The sequence below is a fragment of the Gilliamella sp. WF3-4 genome (assembly GCF_001690275.1).
In the GTDB taxonomy this organism is placed as follows: domain Bacteria; phylum Pseudomonadota; class Gammaproteobacteria; order Enterobacterales; family Orbaceae; genus Gilliamella; species Gilliamella apicola_C.
Window position 1 is genome coordinate 76,563 of sequence record NZ_LZGW01000001.1, and the last position, 26,187, is coordinate 102,749.

Annotated in this window: 28 protein-coding genes, 1 tRNA gene and 1 pseudogene; 10 read left to right on the forward strand and 20 right to left on the reverse strand. The window is 36.7% G+C overall.

Annotated elements, in window-relative coordinates; all coding sequences use genetic code 11:
• Nucleotides 1–538 precede the first annotated feature (538 nt).
• The 3 genes from A9G47_RS00370 (at nucleotide 539) to A9G47_RS00380 (ending at nucleotide 2,963) form a co-directional block, all read left to right on the forward strand.
• On the forward strand, nucleotides 539–1,759 hold the full coding sequence (locus A9G47_RS00370; protein WP_065641869.1) for a hypothetical protein: 1,221 nt from the start codon (nucleotides 539–541) through the stop codon (nucleotides 1,757–1,759).
• A 444-nt stretch (nucleotides 1,760–2,203) separates the two neighbouring features.
• Nucleotides 2,204–2,422 (forward strand): DUF7710 domain-containing protein, encoded by a 219-nt coding sequence (locus A9G47_RS00375; RefSeq protein ID WP_065641870.1) that lies wholly within the window; start codon nucleotides 2,204–2,206, stop codon nucleotides 2,420–2,422.
• A 139-nt stretch (nucleotides 2,423–2,561) separates the two neighbouring features.
• Nucleotides 2,562–2,963 (forward strand): hypothetical protein, encoded by a 402-nt coding sequence (locus A9G47_RS00380; protein WP_065641871.1) that lies wholly within the window; start codon nucleotides 2,562–2,564, stop codon nucleotides 2,961–2,963.
• Nucleotides 2,964–3,065: 102 nt separating this feature from the next.
• Here A9G47_RS00380 and A9G47_RS00385 read toward each other — a convergent pair whose 3' ends face one another.
• From A9G47_RS00385 to yfbV, 3 genes are read right to left on the reverse strand one after another with little or no spacing between them, the layout of a single operon-like run.
• The gene (locus A9G47_RS00385) at nucleotides 3,066–3,785 is read right to left on the reverse strand and encodes a hypothetical protein (protein WP_065567575.1); all 720 of its coding nucleotides are present in this window, start codon (nucleotides 3,783–3,785) and stop codon (nucleotides 3,066–3,068) included.
• A 29-nt stretch (nucleotides 3,786–3,814) separates the two neighbouring features.
• Nucleotides 3,815–4,327: a primosomal replication protein PriC gene (priC, locus tag A9G47_RS00390; protein WP_065567574.1), complete on the reverse strand. Its 513-nt coding sequence runs from the start codon at nucleotides 4,325–4,327 to the stop codon at nucleotides 3,815–3,817.
• A 5-nt stretch (nucleotides 4,328–4,332) separates the two neighbouring features.
• The gene (yfbV, locus tag A9G47_RS00395; protein WP_065581857.1) at nucleotides 4,333–4,794 is read right to left on the reverse strand and encodes a terminus macrodomain insulation protein YfbV; all 462 of its coding nucleotides are present in this window, start codon (nucleotides 4,792–4,794) and stop codon (nucleotides 4,333–4,335) included.
• Between the two features lie 194 nt (nucleotides 4,795–4,988).
• Here yfbV and A9G47_RS00400 point away from each other — a divergent pair, with 194 nt between their 5' ends.
• Together A9G47_RS00400 and pta are read left to right on the forward strand one after the other, a co-directional pair.
• On the forward strand, nucleotides 4,989–6,194 hold the full coding sequence (locus A9G47_RS00400) for an acetate kinase (RefSeq protein WP_065641872.1): 1,206 nt from the start codon (nucleotides 4,989–4,991) through the stop codon (nucleotides 6,192–6,194).
• Between the two features lie 66 nt (nucleotides 6,195–6,260).
• Nucleotides 6,261–8,411 carry a phosphate acetyltransferase gene (pta, locus tag A9G47_RS00405; protein ID WP_065641873.1) on the forward strand — a complete coding sequence of 717 codons (2,151 nt, stop codon included), beginning with the start codon at nucleotides 6,261–6,263 and terminating at the stop codon, nucleotides 8,409–8,411.
• A 223-nt stretch (nucleotides 8,412–8,634) separates the two neighbouring features.
• Here the strand turns inward: pta and A9G47_RS00410 are convergent, their stop codons facing one another.
• Both A9G47_RS00410 and A9G47_RS00415 read right to left on the reverse strand, forming a co-directional pair.
• Nucleotides 8,635–9,102, reverse strand: a complete 468-nt coding sequence (locus tag A9G47_RS00410) for a MarR family winged helix-turn-helix transcriptional regulator (protein WP_065567571.1) — start codon at nucleotides 9,100–9,102, stop codon at nucleotides 8,635–8,637.
• A gap of 3 nt (nucleotides 9,103–9,105) precedes the next feature.
• The gene (locus A9G47_RS00415) at nucleotides 9,106–9,537 is read right to left on the reverse strand and encodes a hypothetical protein (RefSeq protein ID WP_065641874.1); all 432 of its coding nucleotides are present in this window, start codon (nucleotides 9,535–9,537) and stop codon (nucleotides 9,106–9,108) included.
• A gap of 271 nt (nucleotides 9,538–9,808) precedes the next feature.
• On the opposite strand from A9G47_RS00415, the gene guaA reads away from it, so the two are divergent.
• The 5 genes from guaA (at nucleotide 9,809) to A9G47_RS00445 (ending at nucleotide 14,972) form a co-directional block, all read left to right on the forward strand.
• Nucleotides 9,809–11,392: a glutamine-hydrolyzing GMP synthase gene (gene guaA, locus A9G47_RS00420; RefSeq protein WP_065641875.1), complete on the forward strand. Its 1,584-nt coding sequence runs from the start codon at nucleotides 9,809–9,811 to the stop codon at nucleotides 11,390–11,392.
• Nucleotides 11,393–12,460: 1,068 nt separating this feature from the next.
• Nucleotides 12,461–12,534 (forward strand) — tRNA-Cys (locus A9G47_RS00425).
• Nucleotides 12,535–12,922: 388 nt separating this feature from the next.
• Nucleotides 12,923–13,120, forward strand: coding sequence for a hypothetical protein (locus tag A9G47_RS00430; RefSeq protein ID WP_065641876.1), 198 nt, complete (start codon nucleotides 12,923–12,925; stop codon nucleotides 13,118–13,120).
• 566 nt (nucleotides 13,121–13,686) lie between these two features.
• Entirely contained in the window at nucleotides 13,687–13,875 is a 189-nt protein-coding gene (locus tag A9G47_RS00435) for a hypothetical protein (protein ID WP_065641877.1), read from the forward strand.
• 902 nt (nucleotides 13,876–14,777) lie between these two features.
• Complete coding sequence (locus A9G47_RS00445) at nucleotides 14,778–14,972, forward strand: hypothetical protein (RefSeq protein ID WP_065641878.1); 195 nt, start codon at nucleotides 14,778–14,780, stop codon at nucleotides 14,970–14,972.
• 23 nt (nucleotides 14,973–14,995) lie between these two features.
• Here A9G47_RS00445 and A9G47_RS00450 read toward each other — a convergent pair whose 3' ends face one another.
• From A9G47_RS00450 to A9G47_RS00510, 15 genes and pseudogenes are all read right to left on the reverse strand, one after another.
• Nucleotides 14,996–16,687, reverse strand: a complete 1,692-nt coding sequence (locus tag A9G47_RS00450; protein ID WP_065641879.1) for a hypothetical protein — start codon at nucleotides 16,685–16,687, stop codon at nucleotides 14,996–14,998.
• A gap of 3 nt (nucleotides 16,688–16,690) precedes the next feature.
• Entirely contained in the window at nucleotides 16,691–17,278 is a 588-nt protein-coding gene (locus A9G47_RS00455; RefSeq protein WP_065641880.1) for a baseplate complex protein, read from the reverse strand.
• Complete coding sequence (locus tag A9G47_RS00460) at nucleotides 17,250–17,915, reverse strand: hypothetical protein (protein ID WP_065641881.1); 666 nt, start codon at nucleotides 17,913–17,915, stop codon at nucleotides 17,250–17,252. Before A9G47_RS00460 ends, A9G47_RS00455 begins: the two co-directional genes overlap by 29 nt.
• 6 nt (nucleotides 17,916–17,921) lie before the next feature.
• Nucleotides 17,922–18,527, reverse strand: a complete 606-nt coding sequence (locus A9G47_RS00465; protein WP_065641882.1) for a tail fiber assembly protein — start codon at nucleotides 18,525–18,527, stop codon at nucleotides 17,922–17,924.
• Nucleotides 18,528–18,545: 18 nt separating this feature from the next.
• A complete protein-coding gene (locus A9G47_RS14735; RefSeq protein WP_442903225.1) occupies nucleotides 18,546–18,974 on the reverse strand; it encodes a phage tail protein in 429 nt (142 codons plus the stop codon).
• 606 nt (nucleotides 18,975–19,580) lie between these two features.
• Nucleotides 19,581–20,492: pseudogene (locus A9G47_RS14740) on the reverse strand (phage tail-collar fiber domain-containing protein); the annotation flags it as partial.
• Nucleotides 20,489–21,100, reverse strand: coding sequence for a phage tail protein (locus tag A9G47_RS00475; RefSeq protein ID WP_065641884.1), 612 nt, complete (start codon nucleotides 21,098–21,100; stop codon nucleotides 20,489–20,491). The gene A9G47_RS00475 and the pseudogene A9G47_RS14740, both read right to left, overlap by 4 nt.
• Entirely contained in the window at nucleotides 21,097–22,272 is a 1,176-nt protein-coding gene (locus A9G47_RS00480; RefSeq protein WP_065641885.1) for a baseplate J/gp47 family protein, read from the reverse strand. Before A9G47_RS00480 ends, A9G47_RS00475 begins: the two co-directional genes overlap by 4 nt.
• A complete protein-coding gene (locus A9G47_RS00485; protein ID WP_065641886.1) occupies nucleotides 22,265–22,591 on the reverse strand; it encodes a DUF2590 family protein in 327 nt (108 codons plus the stop codon). The genes A9G47_RS00480 and A9G47_RS00485 overlap by 8 nt, the downstream gene beginning before the upstream one ends.
• Nucleotides 22,581–24,623, reverse strand: coding sequence for a phage tail tape measure protein (locus A9G47_RS00490; protein WP_065641887.1), 2,043 nt, complete (start codon nucleotides 24,621–24,623; stop codon nucleotides 22,581–22,583). The genes A9G47_RS00485 and A9G47_RS00490 overlap by 11 nt, the downstream gene beginning before the upstream one ends.
• Nucleotides 24,623–24,796, reverse strand: a complete 174-nt coding sequence (locus A9G47_RS14745) for a DUF6890 family protein (RefSeq protein ID WP_442903226.1) — start codon at nucleotides 24,794–24,796, stop codon at nucleotides 24,623–24,625. Before A9G47_RS14745 ends, A9G47_RS00490 begins: the two co-directional genes overlap by 1 nt.
• 17 nt (nucleotides 24,797–24,813) lie before the next feature.
• On the reverse strand, nucleotides 24,814–25,071 hold the full coding sequence (locus A9G47_RS00495) for a putative phage tail assembly chaperone (protein WP_065641888.1): 258 nt from the start codon (nucleotides 25,069–25,071) through the stop codon (nucleotides 24,814–24,816).
• A gap of 137 nt (nucleotides 25,072–25,208) precedes the next feature.
• Nucleotides 25,209–25,547 carry a hypothetical protein gene (locus tag A9G47_RS14095; protein ID WP_065641889.1) on the reverse strand — a complete coding sequence of 113 codons (339 nt, stop codon included), beginning with the start codon at nucleotides 25,545–25,547 and terminating at the stop codon, nucleotides 25,209–25,211.
• Nucleotides 25,540–25,899 carry a D-Ala-D-Ala carboxypeptidase family metallohydrolase gene (locus A9G47_RS00505; RefSeq protein WP_065641890.1) on the reverse strand — a complete coding sequence of 120 codons (360 nt, stop codon included), beginning with the start codon at nucleotides 25,897–25,899 and terminating at the stop codon, nucleotides 25,540–25,542. Before A9G47_RS00505 ends, A9G47_RS14095 begins: the two co-directional genes overlap by 8 nt.
• Nucleotides 25,899–26,186 carry a hypothetical protein gene (locus tag A9G47_RS00510; RefSeq protein ID WP_065581744.1) on the reverse strand — a complete coding sequence of 96 codons (288 nt, stop codon included), beginning with the start codon at nucleotides 26,184–26,186 and terminating at the stop codon, nucleotides 25,899–25,901. The genes A9G47_RS00505 and A9G47_RS00510 overlap by 1 nt, the downstream gene beginning before the upstream one ends.
• Nucleotide 26,187: the final 1 nt, after the last annotated feature.

The window sequence follows — 26,187 nt, forward strand, 5'->3', positions numbered from 1 at the left end:
TAAAATGCTCTCAAAATAATGATAATAGAATACTTCATCCCAAGAATTTGTCGATGCAATCAAAACACAAAACACTAGCGTTTTAACCTTTCTAAAATTTGTGCTGTTTTTATAAACAAAATTTACAAAAAACAATCTAAAAACACACAAAAAAGTAGCGAAAAAAATTTTAGTAATTATAATTTATTTGATCAAAAAACGGATCGAACAAGCGATATTATACGCAGAATAAGTGATTAATATAAAATAAAACAAAACATTATGTAATAGGAAAAACGTAATGCAGTATTCTTTTAGTCCTCAGTATTGGCTGTTCTTGGTCTTCAATCTTTTAGCTAGTCTCAAAAATTACTTTTATATATGCAATTTAATTAAACCCACAACATTAAACTTTTCGTTAAGGCAAAAATGGTTATTGTTACCGTGGCTGTTGTTATGTTCATTGACTGCACAGGCACTATCGGCAAAAAGCACGAACATTATAGAGGGTAGTGCGCCGTATTTGACATTCGACGGTGGGCGGACAAAGGCCACAAATATGGATATGTTGTTAAGTATCAAGTTATCAGACGATCGAGTTTTTACTCCTCAAACAAATACTTCAAGTGCCACGAATCCTATCAGGTTACCTAATGTTGGTGAGAGTTTTGCTAACATTGACATGTTTGTGCCAGTTAATACCAATTCAATCGCTTTAAACTCACTTATCGGCCCGCCAAATAATTATTGGCGTGATGATGATGGTGACGGTCAAGGCGTTAATGAGGTTAGTGCGACTGGAGCGCTAACCGTCTCAATTACGGATAAAAATAACCAATTAGTAGCGCGTAATAAGGTATTAACAGCACATGATGCTCCTTATAAAGTAACATTAGCCAATACTAGTGGCACTTTAAGTACACGCTACGGTGTTCCTAATAGTAGCCCCTTTAACGCTAGTAGCGCAACCTATTATATTAGCCCAAAGGTATCACCGCAGGTGAGCTTTGTACGTCCTTATTTAGAACATGGTATAAGAGAGAATGCGGGTCCGCCATCCATATGGAATCCTGAGAAGGGTTTTCTCGTTCAGTCTACTAACCCATCATCTTATGATTTAAACTTTCCTACTACTGGGGCACATTATTTGTACTTTGATTTAGATATTGTTGGTAGTGAACCGTTATCATGGGATTCTGTCACCCATAGTGGTATTACTGCAATAATGATGCCTGATCTATCAGGTACAAGCGTGCGTGTCACTTTAATTGGTCCTCACGCTACTTCAACGGAGTGGAATTCAAGTTCTCCAGGTAATATACTTCGCCCGTCTTTACCTGCAACATTCGAGTTAGTCGGCCGAGATAGTGGTGGTAACGCCGTTATCAAGTATGGATTTGTATTAAAGCAGTGGTTCGTCAACCGTGGAAGTAAATATGATTCAGCTTCTAATCAAGAAGCTTGGTGTAATAGCATAGGTTATAGTCTGCCTAGGGTAAGAGATTTAACTAATGCGAGTGATTTGTATGGTGATGGCTTCATTGGTGCTACTCCTTCTTCTTCAGATAATTATTACCAGCGCCACATTAATGCTGGCTTTTTCACCGAGTGGGGTAGCATGGGCTCTTACCCGAGTGCTCGTTTTACCTACTACGGTTGCTGGACTAGTGACACGGCGGGTAGCTCTCAGTTCGATGTGTTATCGAACATTGGTGAAGTCAGCAAGGGCGAACCGAAAAGCAATCGTTTTGTTGTTTGCGCCTCTTCCCTTAGACCTTAGTCCTTATTTTTTAATCCTTGGACGTGAGGAGATAGCGCAAATAGGGTTAAGTCGCTAGTGAATGGTTGCATCGCCAAAAGTAAATTTTGAGCTTAAGCTTACGAAGCGGGCGAGTAAAATAAAGCATTTGGTTGCGTAAGCGACCAAATTGCGCAGCCGATAATGCAATTTGGCTGTGTTGGTTTGGGGAAAATGGATTATTAGGTTGATATGCGCACTTCAATTGCCGTGGATAAGAATGTGGTTGAGGATAATACCTTTCTGAGTGATTACAGAAAGAGGATAAACCGTCCTGTTGGTAAGCTGATTACAATATCAATATTTACCCTTTTTATTTTCATCATAGAGAAATTTTTCCTTTTTAACTATACTATTTTATAGGAAGATAGCTATTCAATCATTACTAAAGGGAAAAAGACCAAAATAGCTAATAAGGTGAAATGTATGAAAGAATATAGTTGGGTTTGGGTTTTTAAGAAAGACGGGGTATCAACGGTATCTGCTGTTTTTTCATCACTTGAAAATGCGGACAATTGGATAAAATTTAATAAATTAACGAGCATGTTAACTAAGATGCCAATAGATATTGGTGGTTATGATTGGTGTATTGAAAATAATGAGCCAATGCTTGAGCACTACCATTACCAAAAAGGTGTTAGATAATCGTCATGTTAAGGTTATTTAGGTCATTGTTATTTAGGAGATTGTTATTTGGGAGATTGCAATTTAAGCCATTATAGGCATTAGCAAATATGATAGCTAGTGTAAATATATCTGGTGTAAATGTTGTAAGGAAAATAACATGCAAGAAGATCAACGTGTTGATAATATGTTGAACTGTGAAGTAAGGTTTTTAGCAACAACCGTTAATTGCTATACCGAAGATGAAGTGCTTATTATTGGAATGGGTAACGATCCTGTATCACCAGATCATTATTTGATTCTTTCTAGATTTAATGATGGTGAAGTAGATAAGTCAATAGGCATTCAAACACATCTAACTGAAATGGAAATATCTAGTGCAATTAACAGTATTGTGTTGAAAGCCAATATACTTACTATAGCAATAAATAAGCATAAAGTTGATGAAGTGAAAGTCAAAAAAATAGTGGTTGAATTTGGCCAAATAGATCAAACTTTGTTAATAAAATATATTAACGATATTTTTCTTAATAGTTCAGTAAAAGTAATGATTAATAGATAAAAATTAATAGATTTTTGGCAAATTTTATTGGTATTAAAAAAATAGGTATTAACGATAATTGCTGGAAATTATTCTTTATTGTTCAATATTCACTCAATACTATTAATAATTATAATCATGTTTGTATTTCGCTGAATTATCAATCACGTTATTTTTAGGTAATTGAGGCGCTTTATCATATAGTTTGTAATCAATAAGATAAGATCCCCAAAAATTACTTTTAATGGTTACCAATAATTTTTTAGGGTAAATATCAGCGTCATTTTTTGTAAATGGTAGAAAAAATTTTTTTGATGTATATGGATCATGAATTTTTATACCGTTAGCGTAGCGGTGATAGTGCCGTTTTTGGGGCCCCGGTGTTGTAATTTCATAATCTGTCAAATACTCATATGTATTTCCCGGGTAGAGATGAACTAAATTGATTGGTAGGCAAATTGCAATAAAAAGCGAGCATAGAAAAAATTGAAAAAAATGCCCTAGCAAGAATTTAATTCTTTCCCACCGTGGTATTGGAACTTTCACCGCAATTAAATTTGGTTTAGTCATTAAATAAAAGAAGAGAGCGATAATAAAACTAATTACTATCGAAAAAATGCAGTAACTAGTATTAAAAAAATCTGAAAGAATTGTTTCCCTACCTACTTTGAATGAGCAATAAATCCAGTTAATGACTAGTAAAATATAAAAAGCAATCATTATAATTTTATATACAGCATTATATCGAAATCGAATATTTCCATCGCTGGAAAGTGGCTTAAAGGTTTTTTTTTGAATGTTATCAATAGCATCAATACGATAATTTTTAAATTTTTGTTCCATAAATTTTCACGACTTATTTTAATCTATGTTTATTCAGCTAAATTTCCATCATTTTCCATTTCTAATTCAATCTTGTTAATGGCTTGTTCACAGCGGTAGATGCGGTTATCAAGCGCAGCAATTTTGCTTTGGTTGATCACATCAGGTGATAATTCTAGTTCATATTTCATCTCTTGTAATCGACGCAAATAATCTAAATGGCGCATGTGCTTTTGGGCTAATGTTTCTTCAAAAATGATTTTTAGATCTTTGCGACGTAAGTTGTGGGTAGCAAGTTCGCGTGTTAGGGCGGCAATTTGGTTGACTAATGTATCTGATAAAAAGGTGATTTGTTCAACTTTTTCTGATTTGATATTAGCCATTAACGCTTGATATGTTTGTTTGATCTTTTCAAGATAAAATGCTTTGTCTGTGACAATGTTATTGGTTTGAAATAATTGTTCGTCAAAATAAGGCTCTTGATATTGTTGTTCGTTGGCTAAACTGATTTGCTGTTCAAGTCGGTCAATTTGATTTTGTAGAGTATTAATTAAATCTGCCATGGATATTAGCCTTTATCATAAGGTGAGTTATCATTATCTTGACCAAAATAATCACCTAAATGTTCTTTTGCAAGTTTGATCAGTTTCATAAATTCTTCAAACGTTAATTTGTTGACTTCAGGGCTATTCTCAGCGACGATTTTTTTCGCAACTAATTTCGCTTTTAACTGGTTGTAGCAGTCAATTAAATTAAGTGGAAGTGGTGATAGCGCTCGTTTTCCTAGCCAATATATCCCTTGTAGCGGTAAGCTTAAAGTAAATAGTACGGTTATTGCTGTTACCGCAATTTGTGCTGGCATGTAATATTGCCAAACTAGCAAACCAATAACGATTGGTGGCAAGTATTTGCTTGTAGTTTTTATGTAGTTAATGATTTTTAATTCAGGAAATGAATATGCTAATTGTTTATCTGTCGGGCAAAGCTTTATATATCGTTGACCTGCTTTAAATGTGCTTATTACATTCATATTTTTCCGATTCCTCGACATTCACTTGTTATTATCTTAAAATAGTACCATTCAAATTGGGGACTCTCATTATTCTATCTCAAAAAGTAAGATATCAGAAGTCACCTTAGCGTAGTCACATTGATTTTAAATCATGTGCTTAGTTACCAATTTTGATTGGTATATATCTTTTTATTCAATCTATAGGAATTACTATGTCATCAAGTAATAACGCTCTTGTTCTTAATTGCGGAAGCTCATCATTAAAATTTGCTATTATAAACCCTGAAAACGGTGATGAGTTTCTTTCTGGATTAGCCGAATGTTTTAACCTGCCTGATGCACGCATTAAGTGGAAACTTGATGGTGTTAAAGGTGAAGCATCTTTAGGTGCAGGCGCTGCACATAGTGAAGCAATTAAATTTATCGTTAATAGTATCTTCCCACAAAAACCAGAATTATTAGATAGTATTAAGTCTATTGGTCATCGAATTGTTCACGGCGGTGAAAAATATACACAATCAGTTGTGATTGATGATTCAGTATTAAAAGGTATTGAAGATGCAGCAGCTTTTGCTCCGTTACATAACCCAGCTCATTTAATCGGTATTCGTGAGGCATTTGAAGCCTTTCCACACTTAAAAAATAAAAATGTTGCTGTGTTTGATACTGCATTCCATACAACAATGCCAAAAGAAGCTTATTTATATGCTCTTCCTAATGAGCTTTATACTAAACATGGCGTTCGTCGTTATGGTGCGCACGGTACTAGCCATTATTATGTTAGCCGTGAAGCTGCAAGATTATTAAATAAACCCGTTGACCAAACGAATGTGATCACTTGTCATTTAGGTAATGGCGCATCAATTACTGCCGTTAAAAATGGTGAATGTGTTGAAACTTCAATGGGGTTAACGCCACTCGAAGGTTTAGTTATGGGTACGCGCAGCGGTGATATCGATCCTGCTATTATGTTCTTCTTACACGACAATTTAAAAATGTCAGTTGCCGATATTAACAATCTTTTAAACAAAAAATCAGGTTTATTAGGTTTGACAGGTGTAAGCAGTGACTGCCGTTATGTCACCGATAATTATGATACCAATGAAGATGCCAAAAATGCTTTAGATGTTTTTGTTCATCGTTTAGTAAAATATATCGGTGGTTATGCAATGCTTTTAGACGGTCGTTTAGATGCTATTATCTTTACTGGTGGTATCGGTGAAAACTCTGAAGAAGTTCGTCGTATGGCATTACAAAAATTAAGCATTCTTGGCTTTGAACTTGATCAAGAGCGTAATCTTGCTGCTCGTTTTGGTCAAGGTGGTACAATTACTAAAGAGGGTTCTGCAATTGCGATGGTTATTCCAACCAATGAAGAACTTGTTATTGCTCAAGATGCTGCGCGTCTAACCGCGTAATAAATATTTAAAACCGCCTAAATGGCGGTTTGTTTTTTATATAAAAAGAATTAAGAGGTAACAATTATGTCTCGTACTATTATGCTCATTCCTACCGGTACCAATGTTGGATTAACGGGCGTGAGTCTTGGTGTTATTCGAGCTATGGAGCGTCAAGGTATTAACTTAAACGTGTTCAAACCAGTAGCACAACCTAGAGCGGGTGGCGATGCGCCAGACAATACCACAACGTTAGTTAGTCATAACACTTCAATCCCAACACTAAAACCGCTTAAAATGAGCCATGTTGAAAACCTATTAGGTTTAAATCAACAAGATGTGTTAATGGAAGAGATCGTAGCCCTTTATGCCGAAAACACGAAAGGTGCTGATGTTGTTTTGGTTGAGGGTATTGTACCCACGTCTGATTATCCTTTTGCTAATGAACTCAATAATAATATCGCTAAAACCCTTGGCGCCGAAATTATTTTTGTCGTTAATATGGGTAAAGATACACCAGAACAGCTTAGAGATCGTATTGAAATTGCGCGTTCTAACTTTGGTGGTATTAAAAACGAAAAAATCGTTGGTGTGATTGTTAATAAAGTTAATGCGCCAGTTGAAGAACAAAGCCTTGCTCGTCCTGATGTTGCTGAAATTTATCACACTCCTAAATTTGATGATAAAAAAATCACTATCGATGATTTAAATGCACACAGCCCATTGCCAGTACTTGGATGTATTCCTTGGAATATGGATTTAAGTGCTTGTCGTTCTATTGATATTGCTAAACATTTTGACGCAAAAATTATTAATGAAGGTGATATCAAAAACCGTCGCATTAAACATATATCTTTCTGCTCACGTAGTGTGCCTAACATTATCAGTCATCTACAACCAAATGCACTGTTAGTGACTTCTGCCGATCGTGCTGATGTATTAGTGACAATTAGTCTAGCTGCTATGAATGGTGTGGCTATTGGTGGTGTGCTTTTAACGGGTGGTTACGAAATCGACGAAAAAATCGCAAAATTATGCCAACCTGCTTTTGATACGGGGTTACCTGTATTTACAGTTAAAACTAATACTTTCCAAACGTCGATTAATTTACAACAATTCAATTTAGAAATCCCTGTTGATGATAAAGAACGTATGGAAAACACCCAAAATTATGTGGCTGACCATATCGATGCTAAATGGGTTAAATCATTAAATGAGGTGGTAAATTCTGCACGTCGTCTGTCTCCTCCTGCATTCCGTTACCAATTAACTGAACTTGCGCGCAATGCGAAAAAAGTAGTGGTATTACCAGAAGGTGATGAACCAAGAACAGTTAAAGCAGCCGCAATTTGTGCTGAGCGAAATATCGCTAAATGCGTATTAATTGGTAATCCGGACGAAGTGCGTAAAGTTGCCGCTTCTCAAGGTGTGACTTTAGGTCAAGGTGTTGAAATTGTTGATCCTGAATTAATTCGTGAAAAATATGTACCTCGTTTAGTTGAATTACGTAAAAATAAAGGTATGACAGAAGTAATTGCTCGTGAGCAATTAGCTGATAATGTAGTACTTGGTACAATGATGCTTGAAGCAAATGAGGTTGATGGTTTAGTGTCAGGTGCTGTGCATACAACTGCTAATACCATCCGTCCACCATTACAATTAATTAAAACTGCCCCGGGTAGTTCACTTGTTTCATCAGTATTCTTTATGTTAATGCCTGATCAAGTCTATATTTATGGCGACTGCGCAATTAATCCAGATCCAAATGCACAAGAGTTAGCCGAAATTGCGATTCAATCAGCTGATACAGCAATCGCCTTTGGTATTGAACCACGCGTTGCGATGATCTCTTACTCAACAGGTAGCTCGGGTCAAGGTGCTGATGTTGAAAAAGTGAAAGAAGCAACTCGCATTGCTCAAGAAAAACGTCCAGATCTTATGATCGATGGTCCTTTACAATATGATGCAGCTGTAATGCCAGATGTGGCAAAATCAAAAGCGCCAAATTCACAAGTAGCAGGTAAAGCAACAGTATTTATCTTCCCTGATCTTAATACAGGTAATACTACATATAAAGCTGTTCAACGTTCAGCCGATCTTGTTTCGATTGGTCCAATGTTACAAGGTATGCGTAAACCAGTTAATGACTTATCTCGTGGTGCATTAGTTGATGATATTGTTTACACTATTGCTTTAACAGCGATTCAATCAGCTCAAGAACAAAATGCGACAAAATAAGTTTAGCAAAACGTTCTAACTATAGATAAAAGGTGATGTAATATCACCTTTTTTAATTAAATTTAGTCAAGTAATGAGCTTTAACAGCTTGAGTTATAACGATTTAGTTTTAAAGTATTTTGTTCTAGAAATTTGAGACAAAGTCTTCAAAAACTTATTTTAAGTCAAGTTGATGCATTCAAAGTTGATAAAAACAATAAATAATAAAAATTTATAAATGATTTTATCCCTTCATGTTGGTTTTTAATAGTGTTAATAACATTTCCATAAATTGTTCTTTATCACCTTGTAATGTTGAAAAAAAATCTTTATCTATTTGTTCAACCAAAGGTACAGTTTCATTTGCTTTATTCAATCCTTTTTGTGTTAATTGAATGGATTTTGCTCGACTATCTTTAATTGAGCAAGAGCGTTTTATATAATCTTTTTTTTCTAAATTCTCTAATATTTGGGAAATTGTCATCACATCGATATTTGTTTTATTTGATAAAATAACTTGTGTTATTTCGTCTGGTTGCTGTGATAGATAAGCAAGCGTTGCAAGCACTATAAATTGAGGATGAGTGATAGACTGTTTTTTCAAGCAATTTTTGATATTCGTATGCCAGGACGAATAAGTTTTCATAAAAATAAAACCAATAGATTCAGAATCAGTTTGGAATTGAGTCAAAAACTTATTGTCCTTTGTCATAATTTACCCTTCAACTAAGCCATTTAATTTGTAAGTTTTATCTATAATATCATCTGAAATCTGTTTTATAAAATCATAGGATGCTTTAGTATCCATTTTTGGATCCGGTTTTAGAGAAATTTCTGATTTTAATGCATATTGATTACGCGATATTTCAATAATTTGATGTGAGAAAAACAGTAAACCTATTTCAGGCATATCAAATTGTTCTGTAAATTCTTGCTCATCAATAATCTTTGATAAAGTCACTTCCATTTCCGGTATATTTTGTAATTTGAAAATACCTTTAGACCCTGTTTTTAAGTCGCCAAATATACGAAAGTCTTCAAGATCAGTTTCCCATAATTTTCTTAAATTAAGATCAGTATAGTATTGCCAAATTTGAGTTGGTTTAGCTTTGGTTGGTAATATGAAAGAAATTGAAATGGTATTCATAGTGTCTCCTTTTAATAAGTTATCTTGTCATAAGTTTGCTTATTATAAGTTTACTTATTAATTAAGTAAAGAAAATTCAAGTTTTTGATTTGTTGACTTATTACAAGGTTAATTTGATGACTAGATATTGGACTTTGTAATAAGATGATTTCAAAATTATTAATAATATAAAATATTTATAATTGTTTTTAATTAATACTCTCAATTTAATTGGTAAATGGTACAATATCAGCCTAATTTTGTATTAGTTCATAGTTTAGGAATAAAATTGATGAAAAAAGACATCCACCAGCAGCGTATTTTAATTCTTGATTTTGGTTCGCAAGTTACCCAATTAATTGCTCGCAGAATTCGTGAAATTGGTGTGTATTGTGAACTTTGTCCATGGGATGTGTCAGAAGAAAAAATTAAAAAATTCAATCCTAAAGGTATCATTTTATCCGGTGGACCAGAAAGCACTACCGAGCAAAATAGCCCACGAGCACCTGAATATGTTTTTAATGCTGGCGTACCTGTACTTGGGATCTGTTATGGTATGCAAACGATGGCAATTCAAGTAGGGCAGGGGGGGCAAGTTACCGCTTCTAATCAGCGTGAATTTGGTTATGCAAAAGTTGATCTTGTTGCAAAATCTAAATTAACTGAAGGCATTTTAGATAGTATAAGCGATGCGGGTACTGAGCAACTTGATGTTTGGATGAGTCATGGTGATAAAGTCACATCATTACCCGATACTTTTACCTTAATCGGTCAAACAGAAACTTGCCCATATGCGATTATGGCAAATGATGAAAAACAGTTTTATGGTGTACAATTCCATCCAGAAGTCACTCATACAGTGAAAGGCTTTGAACTATTGCAACGTTTTGTAATTGATATTTGCCATTGTGAAAAATTATGGACACCATCTTCAATTATTACCGATGCGGTAGAGCGTATAAAAGAGAAAGTTGGCAAAGATAAAGTACTACTAGGCTTATCTGGCGGTGTTGATTCATCCGTTACTGCGTTATTATTACACCAAGCAATAGGTGATCAGTTAACGTGTGTTTTTGTTGATCATGGTTTATTACGTTTAAATGAAGCACAACAAGTAATGGACATGTTTGGCGATAAATTTGGTTTGAATATTATCGCGGTTAATGCTGAAGATCGTTTTATGACTGCATTAAAAGGCGAAGTCGATCCTGAAGCTAAACGTAAAATTATTGGCCGCGAATTTGTTGCTGTATTTGATGAAGAAGCAGCAAAATTAAAAGATGTAAAATGGCTGGCTCAAGGTACAATCTATCCTGATGTTATTGAATCCGCTGCTGCAGATACAGGTAAAGCACATGTGATCAAATCACACCATAATGTTGGTGGCTTACCTGAAGATATGAAAATGGGCTTAGTTGAACCCCTACGAGAATTATTTAAAGATGAAGTACGTAAAGTGGGCTTAGAACTGGGCTTGCCTTATGATATGCTTTATCGCCACCCATTCCCAGGCCCAGGTCTTGGCGTTCGCGTGCTTGGTGAAGTTAAAAAAGAGTATTGTGACTTATTACGCAAGGCCGATGCTATCTTTATCGAAGAGCTTTACAAAGCTGAGTTATATCACAAAGTAAGCCAAGCTTTTACCGTATTTCTACCGGTACGCTCTGTTGGTGTAATGGGCGATGGGCGTAAATATGACTGGGTTGTTTCACTGCGAGCTGTTGAAACTATCGACTTTATGACAGCGCATTGGGCTCATTTACCTTATGACTTCTTAGGGCGCGTATCAAACCGTATTATCAACGAAGTCAACGGCATATCGCGTGTTGTATATGATATAAGTGGAAAGCCTCCTGCGACGATAGAGTGGGAGTAATCGCAATCCGTCTTATAGGATCTCATATAAGCTTTTGTATCACAACTAAGCCTTGAAAAACAAGGCTTTTTAATCTCTATTAGTCTCACCTCGTCTCATTTAAGCTTATCTTTTTTGACGGTAATGTTGATAGTATTAACGTTTTGATATAAAACATCTTATCAAAAGTACCGACAATGCTGATGGTATCGAAGTGTTTTATGTTAACAGAAACAAAGCTAAAATGAATAAAATCCAAAGATAAGTAGTATTAAATTCCAGATCCTGACTTATTTGTATGTTGCAGTATTAAAAAACGGCGACAATAGCATTTCGTTATGATTATCGAATTAACGAAAGAAGAGAAATAATAACGTTTGGAAAACAGGGTGAAATTTTACTATCTGAAGCTATAGATAAATTACTAGAAACTAAAAAATATTGGCTAATAATATTTCTCTACGAGGGAAAAGCAGCTTAGAAAACATTCATTGAATAATGACGTGTTTGGTTATTGACTAGAACGTTGGTTTGCGGATGTTGATTATGCAGATAGAACGCGTGATGTTACTAGCGAGATAATTAATAGAGATGTTGCACAAAAATTCGAAAAGTTATTATTGTCGAAAATAACGCCTGATGTATTACGGTAATATCGTGAGAAGTTAAAAGCAAGAGCACCAGTTACGACAGTGAGAACGCATGTATTGGTACGTTTTTTTACATAAGTAAAAGCTCAAGGTACTAATTATAAAAATCCCTCCGATCATGTGAAAAGGGCGTCAATAGCTACTTTTTTGCTGTACTATTTTAGGTGGTAGTTACACTGCTTAAAGTTATTTGATAACATAAGGAATATTTTGTAATTTTTATTATTTATATCATTGTTATAAGGCTGTAATTATTATTAATTAACTTTGAAGATTATTTTATTTAAATATATTGAACCACTAAATTTTTTGCCACGAATAATTAGGTTATAAAAAAATAAGTTAAAAACAACGTGATTGCTGTAATTATAATCTATTTAATCTTGACGATTATTCAAGGCAGTGCTACTATTTACAGCCTATTCAGACAGACCACTAAGGCGCGTTGGCAGAGTGGCCATGCTGCGGATTGCAAATCCGTCTACCTCGGTTCGACTCCGGGACGCGCCTCCATAAAAATCAACAACTTACCTAACAACTTCTGAAGTGAATGATAACAAGTGGCGGTAAAATGGCGGTGCAATTTTTTTATAATCGTATATAATCCATTCCTACATATTCAAAATAAATTGTTGACATAGATATGCTCTTTCGATAGATTAGCTTTGTGCTAGCAAAATCTAGTGCCAAGATTGACCTCTTGAGACTCACAAAGGGCATAACCGCTCTGCGCGGTATTTTTATGTGCGCTTAGTCATACCTATTCTACGGCGGGCTGAGCAAGGGCTTCGAAAGAAGCGCCGTTTTCTTTGTGGGCGGTAAGGTCAACCTTGTTCAGTTCACCACCAATAATTGACCTTGTTGGGGTGTTTGCTTAATTTATTACGCAAAGGTAAATACTATGAAAAACTTTAACCAACTTACACAAGTTGACACATCAGAAAACGTTATTATCAACTTAAATACTTACGCAAAAATCGAACAAGCCGAAACAATCGCCCGTAATTGCATCAACTCACATTCAAATCCAACCGATTTTATGATTATCATCTGCTGTATTGCTGATTTGCTGCATTCTGTGATTGAAAAATCTGAATAAAATTAGGTGGGCTAAGTGAGGGAGCCGAAAGGCTAGCCGTGTTCCTTGTAGAGCGGTACTGCGAGCCTTGCTTAGTTCACCGCCAAATCTTAGCAAATTTGGACTAACACAGTAAAATTTCAGTTACAATAATTTATAACAATTTGATATTAAATAAATATTATATTTTATTAGCTTTGTGATATTAGTTCCAACATCACCAAAAATAAAAATATTATTATTTATCATTATATTAAATATTTACCACGATCTTTTTATAAGTTAAAAACTGAAAAATGTTGACATAGATATGCTCTTTCGATAGATTAGCTATGTACTAGCAAATTCTAGTGCCAAGTTTAGCAGCTTGCAATTCTATAAGGAGCATAACCGCTCAATGCGGTATTTTTATGCTTAAAGCCTAGTTACGCCATTTTCAATGGTGAGCTAAGTGAGGGAGCCAAAGGCTCGCCGTGTTCCTTGTAGAGCGGTACTGCTAACCTTGCTTAGTTCACCGCCAAATTTTAGCAGGTTTGGGGTGATTAATTATAATTAATCAATCAACAAGGAAATAAGCATGAAAAAGAATGTTCCCCCAACAAAAGTTTAACTCTATTGAAACATCAGAAATAAGTATTGATGGTTATTGCAAATTAGAGCAAGCCAAATTAATTACCCGCCTAACTCTTGATTCAAATTTAAATAAAAATGACACGCTATGCGCTATAACTTGTGTTCATGATTTATTGCGTGAAACAATTAATCACGTTCAATAAAAGATATTTATGACTGAGCAATTTATAATTGTTCAGTCAATTGGCATTATCAATGATGATATAAAATTCTTTACTTCGTGAATTGTTTCAAATACACCGATTAGATCAAGAGAATCTTTTTTTAAAAAGACCCACCACTCATTTACCATAAGTGCCACGATATAACCCGATTCACAATTTTCTATATCAAACGATTCATCTATTAATATTGATATTTTCATATTATCCAATGTAATAAAATTTCAGTTGTAATAATTTATAACAAATTGATATTAAATGAATATTATATTTTATTAGTTTTGGGATATTGATTCCAAATGTCACCTAAAATAAAAATGTTATTATTACTCATAACGTTAATTATTTAGCGCGATCTTTTTTATAAGTTAAAAACTGAAAAATATTGAAAAGCATTTCTTTTATTTCAGTTTTACACGATCCTTTAAGATCCTTTTTTCAATAAGCCTTCAAGCTTTGTTTTGTAATAAAATCTAACTGAAAAAAATTTCACGTACAAACCTCGTAGGCGGGTGCGGTGTAGCGCCGATTTGGTCACATGATCGATTTTGTCCCCCAATTATTTATTTTTAAAAATTTAGATATAAAAATGCCAATAGTTCAGATGGGGTATTGATTTATTTTAGTTTTGTTTGAAATATATTTAAAAAGTGTTGACTTTATAGGTAGGTGCATCTATAATTATAAACATCAGCAGGGTGCTGATAAAGCAAACCCCCAGCTTTCGATGGGGGCTTAAGGGAGAAGAAGAATGTACCGATTCTTAATTCTCTTAGTTTTAGTTCTGGTTTCAATGCCAGTCTATTAACTAATCAAAGGCGGGGCTGCCACCCCGCCGATGACCTTAATATATCACCGATTAACAAAAAATCAAGAGGTAAACCATGGCATTATCAAAAGCTGAGATTCAAAAAAGAAGCGACGAAAAAAGAGGCGTGAAATCAAAAGGATACAAACTACCGCTTGAAACTATAGACATGATCACAGAATTAAGCAAGACGACCAGAAAACCACAAAGTGCAATTATTTGTGACGCAATCAAATTATATAACAGCATTCTGCAAAAAAGCCCGCAATAGCGGGCACGCTGAAGTACAAATAACTATTTAGCAATAACCGGTGAATATTTTTGATCCAGCCCGACAGCATCAGTCTTCACGTCAGTAATTTCACTGGCATTGGTTGGCGTGCTAGTGTTTGGGTGAGTATGTTGTGCTGTCAAATCAGCTAGCCGCTCAATCAGTTCTAGAGTATCTAACATTAATTGCGATACATTTATCTCGCAGCTACCGATCCAAACTTGCGGAGCAATGATTTCTTGTTTTGCGGCGGCAATGCTTTGTTTAATTGTTTTGATTTGTTCTTTAATCTCGTTCGCCGTTATGTCGATTTTATTTTTTACTGATACCGATTGATTGCCATTTATTGTTAATGAGTAATCAATACCGACAAACTGCACAAAATTCGAATTAGTCCCGATTGTATAATCTTTTAGTGCAAGCTGCGTTATAGTGTTCGCAGATAACTTATAATTACTGTACGTGTTGATAGTATAATTAGCGTTAACTGTGGTTATTTTTGTTGTCGTTTTTTCAGTTGATGAATCACTATTCAAACAATAATCGCGGGCGTTATCTGTCACAGTCTGATCGCTTTCACGTATCATATTGCCGACGCCGTCAATCTTGGTAAAAACTTCGGCTCGTTGTTGCAATAAATGCTCATCCTTTTTGATGTTTGGCATTGTTTTGTTATTAGGGTAGATATTGCGTATAACCGGCTGATCAGGCTTACCGTTAATAAACCCTATTTCTACTTCTGTGCCCTCCTCGGGGTAGTGGTACGACCCGCCCTCAGATCCTATATTTGTAACAGGCAACGGTACCGCTTTATAAACTGGTGTCGTTGATTCTTTGCCGTTCTCGTCTAGCAATTGCACATTTACGGCATATTTCGGCCTAAATGGTGTTGATATATCCCCTAAATTTGTCTCCTCCGAAATTGCTACAACTTTCGCCATTTTTGATAAGTGGTAGCCGTCTGCCAGTTCCGGGAATTCTTTTTCAATTTGTCGCCGTGCCGCTGACTTTTGTCCCGTTTTGTCTTCAAAGGTGATTGTCATGTTATCGTTAATTAGATTGACAATAGAGACCTTTTTACCGTTGATTTTAACGCCCGGGCGTAGCTTTGGCACTAACGGAATTTCGACAATGTTAGATCCGGCGGTTGAAGATGCGATTTTATTTAAATTATCGCCAAACTTGATGTCTTTATCACTAAAATAGCTATCATCATAGCTGCCGCAATAAATACCACCAACCGGCGTCTGAAAAAATGTATAATTTGGAATATTAAACGCTCGTCCGATTTCTTGTAATAAATGAAATCCTGTTCCTGCGTGCTTAAAGTGTGGGATTTTTTTATTAACATAATCAGCGGCCGGCAAATTGAACTGCAAGCCCTTTTTTTCTGTCAAATAATCAGCAACAACTTTTAATGTTGGATGCTGAAACGAACAACCAATTGTTTGTTGATAACAACCGATCAGTTCACGAATAAACAGCTTTTTAGTGTTGCGTGATGTTGTTTGTTCGCTTTCGATATAGCCAGTAAAAAATCTTTGTAAGTCATTGTTATAGCCTATATTGATTTTTATTACTTTGTTTTTAAGTGATGTTTTTTTATCTGCAATAACAATAAAACCACGTCCACAAGCGTTTAGTTCTAATACAATATTACAATCTATAATTTGAACTCGTTCATTATTAATAATTGCATGTTTATTTATTTTCATTTACTAGCCCATAACATCATTAGCTTTAGCTAAAATATTTTCTTCAAACCAAGAAAGCCCGTCTTTTTCTTCATGCTCGGCTGGTACTTCTTCAATTATTGCGCCGACGCTCTCGTCACCGTTTTCAACTGCTCGCTGTTGTGCTCTTGCCTCTCGTTTTTCAGGTACTGATTTACGTTCTGATAATGTAAAGCCGATTTGCCACGCAAGTAGTGTAGAGTGCGGAGAAACCGAAATCTTGCCACTAAAAACAGCTTCACGTAAATTTATAACGTTAGCTGTAGCATTTGCTACACGATACAGCTTTTTAGCTCCGCCTTTCTCTGTCTGATATGACAATTCAATCAATCGACTTAATCGATCCGGTGTTGAATATTCAATTAACCCGTTAACACTTAATTTTTTCGGCTTGATACCTTTTTCACTGCTATTTGTTGATGATGATTGCCCTGATTGATCTTCTTCAGGTAAATCATATTCTGCGCTAATAGACGGGTTTTTTAATATAATTGATTCACCGTCTAACGCCAATACAATATTATCAACGCTTCCAGCAGATCCGTTATTGTTCAACGATGAGTTTTCTATCATGTACTAAATCCAAAATAGGGGTTAAATGGTTATCTGAGAACGCCAGTAAAAACGTAAAAATGTATTCTTTATTTGGTAACTCTTTATAGAGATCACAGGGCAAACCGTAAAAAAACTTTATATCAATACTACCGCCAGTTAATGACGTCGCCTGATTTGCAACTTTATTTAAAACGGCTTCTTTTTGCTGTGCAAACTGCTGTAATTCACTCATTACGCTATCAATTGACGCTTTAGCGTCTTTTTGTGCTGATTTTAACGTTTGACTGTTAACAATTGCTCGTGTATTGCTTGATGATAGCTGTTTGACAACTTTACGATCTGCGGGATTCGGTATAACCATTTTTGTGATATCTAAATCTTGCACTGTTTTAGCTGTTCTCAGCGCACGCGTGATCTCCGGCAAATCCCAACAATCGCTTAATGCTGTTAGCTGATTAATAAAACCGATTTCTGTTACAGATGATAGCAATATAACAGCAACCGGCGTTATGCTGTCGATTTTTGCTAATAACGCCGTAATTGCTTCTTCTGGTGATAAAAATTTGCTGTTAGTGATTTTATACGGCTCAATTGCTACAACTTCAAAATTCATCTGTTGATATTTTGCTAATGAAAATGTTTTATCACACCACATAGCTAATTACTCCGGCTTTTCTGGCCACGTTATTGCTGGCGCAGTATCAACATCAATACGATTTAGTAACGCACGATATTTTTTCCATGCAGAATACAACGCTTTTTCTTCATCAGTTGCTATTTCTGTATCAATTGCATCTTGTAGATAATCAATTTGCGCAGTAGCTTCATTTAATAGTTGTTTTTTCTGTGCTGATGCTACGTCAACATCGTGTTGATGCTGCTTATTTTCATCTAATACCCATGCATCACCGTTCCATACATCAAATTCGCTGGACGGTTTTAATAGTGTGTGACCTTTTGGAATATCACCGATTTCTGTTACTGTTGATTCTGCGCCATTTTCTATTGAGTAGATTTTTTTACCACGGTAATCGTTAAGGTAAACCCATTTGTTGTCTTGACGAACAATCGCTTTATCTTCCACCGATTTCGGTGCATCAATGCATGAGTTAGCCGGCACACCGACCCCGGTTTGCAAATATTGATAACTAGCCTTTTTGTACTCGCCAGTTAATGCATCAAAATTGTAAATAACTGCATAACCTGCTTTCACTGTTAATCCGTTTTTATCTAAAACTGCAATTTCTGGTTGTAATTGATATTTCATTATATAAATCTCCTAAAATTATTCTGCCTTAACTATGTACATAAATGCAACATTGCGCGGTCTGTTTTCATTAGCTGTGGGTACAACTCGTGATGCATCAAATACAACGCCGCCGACGCTGCCGCGATCAACAGTTGTCGGAGTGTGTCCAGCGTGTTTTTCGAAATATTGAAATGCTCCAGTAGCAACATGCTCAGCCCCAAATGTTTCTGAAATGGGCGACATCTCCCCCGTAATATTTCTGATTGCATCCGCTTGCCAGCTCAGCATTTGTCTGTCAGAGTCAACGCCGCGGCCGTTATCCCATCCACGTATAAACTCACCCCGCAGGTCGGGCAGCCGCCCCCACGGGAAAACAGATGCTAGCTTTGGAAACTGATTTACATCAAATGACGCGCCATTGCATTCAAACCATCCCGTTGGCGGACGATCTTGTGGCCACGGCATTGGTATGCCAACCGGCAGAAAATCATTAATATTGTCAGTTGTGATCGCCTCGTACCAGCTTTCTTTCCCCCTCGACGTTGAGCATCGATAGAAAATTTTCGGTATTTTACTGTTTATAACTGAGAGCATTTCGACGCCCCATGTCGCTGTGGATGTAGGCAGAGGCAATAGCGACGCAGTGCTTTTACCGCCGCAAAACGGCAAATTGTTGATTTTATCTGTCGTTGTGAAATAAAACGCGGTCGGCAATTTATCATCTAAATTATAAACTGGGATGCCCGTGTTTGAACCAATACCGAAATCGCCTGCTTTTAACACAGATTTATTGTTAATCGTAACATCATCAACGTTTTCAAAACGCCAAGTATTGCTCGACGCAACGTACCGTAATTTGTTTGTCCATTTATCTAACTCTGCATTATAGTATGAGTATACAAAACTATCGCCGGATGAGTGCATTTCTAGTTCATTACCGTTTTCGTGCAGAAATTTTATGCCGTACGACGTTGGAGCAAAACGCATCTGTCCTGTCATTTCATCGCCGGATTTTTTTACCGCATTGTTCGCTAAATCGTATGCGGATTTCAAAGCTTTGGGCGTTGCAGCTGCTGTTTCTGATGTGCTGTTAACTGCTGAACTGAGTTTAACGATGCCCATTTTTTCAGTCGTTGCATGATCGTACGTTGTGATAAATGATTTCGGTTTAACAACAACTAGCTTGCCGTTTGCGTCAACTGAAGCTACACGCTCAACATAGTGCGTAAATCCATTTTTTTCGTAATCACGTAAATTTGCGCCAGCAATCAAATTATAGCTTACCGACCACTCCCCAGTTACAGTACCGGCTAGCCAAGCATCAATATATAACGATTGATTATTTTCAACTTTTACCAATTTTTGTGCTGTGTGCTCAACTCGCAAACCGGCAACATAGGCAAGCCCGGCAGATACTGTTAATTGATTGCCATTTTTTGTTATTCCAAAACCGCTATGAATTGCTAATCGATTATATAAATCATAATTAGTTAATCGAATACGCTCATCTGCGCCCGCTAAACGCCGTGAATAATCGATCTGCCAAGTTTGGGCATTGACATTAATACCCGTCGACTCAGATGCATTATCAATTTCTAACCAGATCGACTCTGTTATCGTGTTACCTTGTCTTTGTCCAATTGTTTTAATTTTTTTCGTTAAATCTGTATGCATGACCATGCACAGCGTGTCGGTTTCAGAGTTCACTAGCCCGATATAATTAAACGAAAAATCGCCGACATTCGTGTCTAAAATAACAGAATAAACTACCGTTTTATCATTTAGTAAACCGCACTGTGTAACCGGAGCCGTATATACAATTTGACTTGACGCTGGCATTTTGCTGTTAGTGTCTACATTTGTATTACCGCTAACGCCGTTTATATTTGCAAAAATCACTCGATCGAGCGTTATTGGTTGCGATTTGCTCAATTGTTTTATAAAAAATTGTTCGCCTGTTTTCACTATTGCTGTTTTACTCATCGCTGTACTCCATTAAATTCTTTTACCTCACCAAAACCACCCACTTTTAAAATTACTGTTGCTTGGTGTATTCGTTTAAAATCAAATTTAGAACCGTTGTAATGCTGTTTGTTATTAAAATCACCGCACTTAAACCTCATTGGTTGCACGTGAACAATTTCAAAAAAATAACGCCGACATGTACGCCCGTATTGCCTAATAATTTCCGTTAACAAATCGCGGTTATTTGTTAACTGGTTATCAGATAATCGCAAGATAATGACGTCCCAATCATAGCCGTGCTGGCGTTCCAGTATTTGTACTGAGCCAATCTCTAGTCGCTCAAATATATTTTTAAAACCAACAACCGATCCCGAATCCGCAGCATTAGCGTATGCGTATCTAATGCGCTTTCGATATAGTGTTAGCGGCTCGTTATTTAATCGTTTAACATCTCGTTGATATGCATATAAAAATAATAATCGCTCATCACACGTTAGAGGGTCGAACTGCATAACGGGAAATTTTAACCATTGATACATACGATCCCAGTACTTAACCGCAGCATTAGCCAGTTTTAACGGCTCACCTTCGCTCATCCAAACCGGCAGATTGATTTTTAGTTTCATTCTGCGACCTCTGCATTAATTGTTAGAGTTCGAAGTCTTGGCACTTCTAACTCGCTGACAATGTCGCCAATATTAAAAACAATCGAATGTAACTCGTTAAATTGTTCGTGTAATTCTTCGTTTAATTTTGAGATGCTAAACCGTGAATACGCACTTACTTGCGTGACGCTATAGTTGTTATTCTGACGAAAGGCACAACGTATAAAATGCTCAACGTTTAATACATATTGATTGATGTCGATCGGTTGTTGTTCACGTTCAAAATATAACGTAACAGCAATATCAATTTTCTTTTCCGGCACAGCAAAGCACTTTAAATCGTCGCCATGCCCGCGGTAGCCCTGTCCCATGATGTAATCGTTAACTCTATCGATAAAATATTTTGAATCTACGCCGTCATTCAGCAATAAATATAAATTGGCAGTACCCGGCCCACGCGGCGCGTCATGCAAAAAATAGACTTGTTTTGTTGAAATCCCCGTAATTGTTGTCACAATGCCGCGGTAAACTGCATCAGTATGATAGTGACTAACAAAGTTATACTGGTTTTTAGTTCTATCTCTTAAATCATCATCTGATTCAATGTTAGCACCCGGTGAGATCAACCAATTATCGTCATTAGTAACAGTTACACCGTCTATCTGTTCAACTAAAAAACGGTAATAACCTGCTGCAAGATTGTAGTTTTCACCGCTTCCGACCGCTACTACTGGGATGCGTGCAGTTTCAACACCCGCCGGTATGCTATACTCTTGAGTAGTTTGTAATTGATATGTAACGCCGTTAATCTCTGGCGAGCTGATCACCGTGCCCACAGGTATTACTACCGACTGATTTTTATTTGCTTTAGTGAACAAAATTTCACCCGTCGCCAACGTTGCCGATTTACGCTCTAAATTAACCGCATTAGCAAACAGATCTAAAAACTGACCGCTAGCCGTCATTAGAAACATATTCATTAATACATTTTTGATAAATGTAGCTTTTAGCCAAACATAAGGCTTTATAACGATAGCTGACATCAAACGCCAAAAAGGGGAGTATTTCGATGTGTTTGTGATTAACCCCTCTGCTTTTGTCAATTCTTCGAACTCTTTACGGGCTGCATCCTCGTCAACCGGCATACCGTGATCGTGTAGAATTTTTTCAAACATTTTTTGATAATCAGCCATTGATCGCAACTCCAATTTTTCCGAAATCGTATGTATCCGCAGTTAGATATAATCGTTCTGATGTTTCTTCTTTAATGCGTGCCGTGCCGGGTATAATTCGGCGATCGGTTTCAACTAATAAAATAATTTTAGTAAATACGTCATAACGCAGCGTCGGCGAGCGTTCAGCAACTAATTCAGTAGCTAAACCGCTTTCAATAATTGCATGTTGAATATCTTGACCGATGCTTTGCTGATTTTTTGCCAAATTTGGCTCATAGCCCGCATTGAGCGTAAAATTACGATCAGTAATGAGTAAATCAAAATACTTATCCGGCATAAAGTTGCTCCCACTCTTGCAGTTGCGCGGGCGTCATCGGCTGCGAATTATAGATTGATACTGATTGAATAGCCTTACTATTATCAATATTTTGTGATTTACTGTTCTGAATCTCTTTTGATAATCCACCATGATCGATATCACGTACAAGGGTGCTTGTAATCGGCGATTTTGCAGTGCTAACAGGGGATTGCTCCGGTGCGTCGATTTTTTCGTATTCAAGCAGCTCAATGTTAACGCCCGGGATATAATTTAAGCCATCGATAATTGTATTAATAACAGCTATTCCCATGTTTTTTACTGTTTTCCATGTGTTAGTAAACATCTTTACTAGCGATTCACCAATTTTTGAAAATGAGTCAATAAATGAAAAATCGGTAAAAAATGCAATAAAGTTACCCCAGCCATCGTTCAAACTATCGATAGTTGATAAAAATATATCGCCGATAAGCTCAAAAACACCGCAAACAACATCGGATAATAAATTGAATGCATCGATCCAGATTTGTATAAATAACGAATTTTTTATACACTCCCAAACCGTTGATATTGCCGAGACAATAATATCTTTTAGCCAAACAAACAGAGATACCCAGACCCCGATCCCGAATTTAACGACTTTCCAAAGCAGCAAAAACACTTTACCGATAAATCTCAACGACCCGGCGATCATCTTAAACACCCATGTTTCACTAAACGCTGCCCATAATAATTTTACTTTTTCAATTACCCAGTCAATTGCATTACCGATTTGTTTACGAAATACCCAACAAACAGCAATCACGGCCGCAATACCGATAATAATTAGTGTAATAGGGGACAGCAGTAACGATATAACACCCGAAATAATTGCAAACACAGCAGCAATACCCGCCAAGCTTATAAGCGCGACGGTGACTATGCCTATCCATTTTGCGATATTTGGAAACATTTCCAGCCACTTAGCAAATTTACCGATAATGCCGCCAACGGCTTTCATGATTGGCTCAAACACAGGCAACAACGCTCGCCCGATTGACTCTTTGATATTCATAAACTGGGCATTAATACGCTCTAATGGCTTGACGTTACCCTGTGCCATTTTTTGCATTAATTTAAAATTCTGCCCCTTGCCAATTTCTTTAACGTGTTGATTTAACTCGTCGGAGTTATTCGCCAATGTTTTTACAATATCAGCACCAGCACCAAAGGCTTTATCTAATAATTCTTGGGCTTTAATGTTCTTTGATAAATCTTTTCCAAATTTACCCTGAATTTTTGCAATAATTTCAGGCATTGATAGCATTTTGCCGTTCGCATCAGCAAACGAAAGCCCCAATTCTTTGCCGGCCTTGCCTAGATTTTTGTAAAGCGCGGCATATGAGCCAGCAGCGCCCGCGCCAAGGCTTTTGCTGGCCATTCCCAAGACCACACTCTGCTCAGCCATACTAACTCCGTTATTAGCGGCTGTCCCCTTAGTTTTTTGCATCATGCTTTGCAGTTGCTGAGTTGAGACGTTAAAATTATTTTTAGCGTATGCAGCTATACCAGCAGCGTGCCGTGCAAAATTTAACTGGCCAATTTTATTAACTGTTCCCTTATAGCTGGCTGCCATTTGCTCAATGTACGCCGTTGATGTGTCCACGCTTTCGCCTGTAGCTGTTGATAACATATTCATCGCAGCAACAGCTTGAGGTACGTCTGCATCACTAATACCCGATAATGCGCCTTTGATTGATGATGCTGAATTGACGAAATCAATAGCACTAGTGCCGTATTCCGCACTAAATTTTTTGGCTGCTGTGCGCAGCTCATTAATTGACGAAACACCGCCAATACTTGCATTTTTTAATGCCCGATCCATTTCTTCAGCCGGAGATAACAACCCGGTAATTGATTTGGCAACGGCAAAGAGGGCAATGCCGCCACCACCAATTTTTTTTAATGAGCCAGCAGCAGTTGCGTTAAACGCTTTGATTTGAGATTGAACCTTTTTAAGCGGTTTTGTTACTCTGTCTGTCAATTTAATTACAAAATCTAATGATGATGACATTATTTAACACCTTTAAACGCCTTGCCTATGCCATTTGCTACTGCTGCCGCCAATACTTCCGCTAAATGATTATCTAGCCACGCCGCCCGGGCGAGGTTTTCGCTACTATCATCCTCACTTGGTAAATAGTAGCGGCGTAAGATTAAAAGCTGTTCAAGTGAATTTTTTTCAATCTTACTTACTCGCCGATTTAGTTTTTTATTTCGATTTCGAGATCAGGCGCAAACTGTTTGATAATTTTTTCAACAATTTGTAACGCTGCGCCAACATGTGTATCCAAAATTTCATTCAACTTCTCTTTATCATCAGCTAAAACCGTACGACGTAAAAAATTGGTTGCTGGTGCAATTTTGTCGTTCATCGTGATATCGTTGATATACGTGTTATAAGCCAGCTTTGTTGGCTCAAAAGTAATATCTGTGCCATTAATTGTTAACGTGATTTTCATGTTGTACCTCTTTTATTGTTTCTATTAATGTGTTATGTCGTAGCGCGCAATCAATATAGATACTGCGCCATTCAATTAATGCGTTTTGTATTGCCAGCGCTGAATTATTAGCAATTTTCGGCAATATTTCTGTGCATTTAGTTAATGTGTTTTGTTGATAAAATTTGCTCGTAATCTGCTGTTTGTCTGTTGAACAGCTCGACAAAATCACGACTAATGCAATCGCTATTAGCAACATTGCTAGCCAGCGGCGCTTTCTTGTTATTTTGTCGTTCATACGTTTTTACCTGTTGTAATTTAATTTCTAGCTCTTGCGATTTATTGTTAATAACTGATTGTTGTTGCTGTGTTTCAAAATTTAGTTTGTTTATTTGTTTTAGTGATTTGCTATCATGTTGTAATGATGAAAAATAAATACCGAAACAAAAAATCAACAACACCAGTAACGCAATAATCGCAAGTTTGTATTTACTCATTCGATCCCCATCGAGCTTTTACTGCTCTAACATCAACATGGGTAAATGTGCGATATCGACCGATCCCGAAATTTTCCAGACATTTTGCATCTAAATAGTCAGCAACAGCGGACGGCGGAACGTTTTTTACTCTGATATCAGCAGCGTTACCGAGTACGTGCTGGCTACTGGTTTTGCCACCCACGGCTTGATTATGTTTTTTGCAGCGACATGCGCTATTAACAAAAACAGGAGCATTAAAATGAGCGCGAATATCTTCCAATACATCAATTAAAAGCGGGTTAACATCATCAAAGCCGCAACCGCATTTGCATGCAAATTCTGAGCGTTTAAAGTGTGTTGATAAATTCATTAATTTTTCCCTTTTTGTTTTTTATCAATGTAAGTAATAACAACCCATTCAATCAGTGAGTGCCCAAGAATACCGAGCAACGCCGCCGCGCCAACGACAACCAGCTGAGGTGCGTTTGGGTGAGGAATCATTATTAAACCGGAAATAAGAGACGAACCAGTACCTAGCAACGCTCGCCCAATAACTTTTCTCCAAGTGATCGCTTCGTCACCTGCGAGCAGCTTAGCTACACCGAGCATAAAGCCTACAAGCCCGATTTTTACTAATAATGATTCTTCATTAGTCATT